The sequence below is a fragment of the Streptomyces chilikensis genome (genome assembly GCF_001642695.1).
Taxonomy (GTDB): domain Bacteria; phylum Actinomycetota; class Actinomycetes; order Streptomycetales; family Streptomycetaceae; genus Streptomyces; species Streptomyces chilikensis.
Map to the genome: position 1 here is coordinate 1 of NZ_LWCC02000183.1, position 2,419 is coordinate 2,419.

At 73.3% G+C, this 2,419-nt stretch carries 2 protein-coding genes; one reads left to right on the top strand and one right to left on the bottom strand.

The annotated features are described in order from the left end of the window. Nucleotides 1-892, bottom strand: an 892-nt coding sequence (locus A2U95_RS31105) for an RDD family protein (RefSeq protein WP_166029246.1), incomplete at its 3' end; no start/stop codon positions are given. A 219-nt stretch (nt 893-1,111) separates the two neighbouring features. Between A2U95_RS31105 and A2U95_RS31110 the strand changes: the two genes are divergently transcribed. Continuing rightward, nucleotides 1,112-2,119 (top strand): stage II sporulation protein M, encoded by a 1,008-nt coding sequence (locus A2U95_RS31110; protein ID WP_166029248.1) that lies wholly within the window; start codon nt 1,112-1,114, stop codon nt 2,117-2,119. Nucleotides 2,120-2,419: the final 300 nt, after the last annotated feature.

A 2,419-nucleotide genomic window follows, 5' to 3' on the forward strand; every position in this document is an offset into this window, starting at 1 on the left:
CGGCCGGGGCGGCGGCGCCGGTCGGCGCCGCCGGCGGCACGGGCACGACCGGCGGCACCGGGGCCGGAGCCGCCGGGGCCGGTGCCGGCCCCGGCGGCACATAGGGCCCGCCCGCGACCGTGCCCCGCGCACGGGCACTCGCCAGAGCCGCCGCCTGAGCGCGGGCCGCCTCCCGCGACTGGCGCTCGTACAGCACCGCGGCGAGGAACTGCGGCGCCGGCACGCCCTCCACCCGGGCTCCCGTCCGGGCGACGATCTCCGTGGCCAGCCGCTGCGCCATGGCGTGTCCCACCGCGGGGTCCAACTGCCCCAGCCGCGTCAGGTACTGCCGCAGCTCCAGCCACAGGCCGTCCGGCACGGCGGACAGGTCCAGCCCGGAGTAGCGCCCCATGAGCCACGGCGGCGGGGGAGGCGTCGGCCTGACGTGCCCGTCCGGCACCCGCTCGCGCACCACCAGCGTCCCCGCGAACACGTCACCGAGCCGCCGGCCCCGCGCCGACACCAGGGAGGCGATGCAGGCGACCACGCCGAAGGTCATCAGGACCTCGACCATCCCCAGCAGCCCGCGGACCAGCGCGTGACGGAACCCGATGGGCCCGCCGTCGTCGCGCACCACCCGCAGCCCCAGCGCCAGCTTCCCCAGCGACCGCCCGCGGGAGAGCGTCTCCACCGCGATGGGCGCGCCGATCGGGATCAGCAGGAAGGTGCCGACCGATATCGCCGCCGCGGCGGCCTCGTCGACCGAGGTCAGCGTCGCGAACAGCAGCATCAGCACGACGAACCAGGCGAACAGCGCCACCAGGAGGTCGAGGACCACCGCCAGCGCCCTGCTCGGGAACTGCGCCGGCCGTACCTCCAGCGCCACCGCCTCGCCGGTCACCAGTTGATCCATAGCCCCGCCCCTTTCCCACTGCCCGACTGTCCGACTGCCCGGACCCGCGTCCGCCCGGACCCGCGTCCTGGCCGCCGGCCGGGAAATCGTCCCGCACTGACGTCCGGGCCGTCAGTCTGCCAAGCTGTGCACCACGCCGCCGCAGGACCACCCCGGTCGGAGCGGGCCGGACGCAGGCCCGGAGCAGGCCGAGGACAGGATGAGGAGCAGCCGCACCCCATGGATCTGGACGTCTTCGTCTCCACCCATCGTGCCGAGTGGGACCGTCTGGAAGCGCTGCTGAACCGTCGGCGCCGTCTGACCGGCGCGGAGGTGGACGAACTCGTCGCCCTGTACCAACGCGCGGCGACGCATCTGTCGGTCGTCAGGTCCAGTGCGCCGGACCCGCGGATCACCGGCCGCCTGAGCCAGCTGGTGGCCCGCGCCCGCAGCAAGGTCACCGGCACCCGGAAGGCCTCGTGGCAGGACATCGCCCGGTTCCTCGGACAGGGCTTCCCGGCCGCCGTCTACCGGGCCCGGCGCTGGTGGGTGCCGACGGCGTTGCTCTCGGTGGCGGTCGGCGTCCTCCTGTCCTGGTGGATAGCCACCCACCCCGAGGTCCAGGCGGCCTTCGGCACGGACGCCGACCTGCGCGAGATGACCCGGCCCGGTGGCGAGTACGAGAACTACTACTCGAGCCACCCGGCGGCCTCCTTCGCCGCCCAGGTGTGGACGAACAACGCCCGCGCGGCCGCCCTGTGCCTGATCCTCGGCGTCTTCCTCGGCCTGCCGGTGATCTGGATCCTCTTCGAGAACATGCTCAACCTCGGCGCCGGCTTCGGCCTGATGACCGACGCGGGACGCCTCGACGTCTTCCTCGGACTGGTCCTCCCGCACGGACTGCTCGAGCTCACGGCCGTCTTCGTGGCCGCCGGCGCGGGCATCCGCCTCGGCTGGACGGTGATCGACCCGGGTCCGCGGACCCGGAGGGCGGCCTTGGCGGAGGAGGGCCGCGCCGCCCTGGGCATGGCGGTCGGCCTCGCGCTGGTGCTGTTCGTGGCCGGCGCGATCGAGGGCTTCGTGACCCCGTCCGGCCTCCCGACCTGGGCGCGCGTGGGCATCGGCGTCGTGGCCGAGCTGGCTTTCCTCGCCTACGTCTGGGTACTCGGCGGCCGGGCGGCACGTGCGGGCGAGACGGGGGACGTCGAGGAGGCCGGCCGGAGCGCCGCGGCCCCCACCGCCGCCTGATGTGCATCGGACGCCCACGAGCTGCTACTGTCCTCTTCGCCCCCGGAAGTGCCGTTGACGCGGTCCGTCCGGGGAGGTAGATTAGAACAGTTGCCCGGAGCGGTGCGGAGCACCCACTGGCAGCCGGTATGATCTACCGAGTCGCTTCCCGGCCCTTCGCCGGAGAGGCACCCCCGATAAATCGGAATTCGAAGCCGGTAAGACCGGCTGAAAACATCTGATAAAGTCGGAACCGCCGGAAAGGAAAGCGCGGAAGCGCCGGACTGGAAAGCACCGAGGAAATCGGAACGGAAACGGTCT

Bases quoted from the DNA above. Each gene is read 5' to 3' on its own strand.
- A2U95_RS31110 (WP_166029248.1), top strand. From the start codon at position 1,112: ATGGATCTGGACGTCTTCGTCTCCACCCATCGTGCCGAGTGGGACCGT.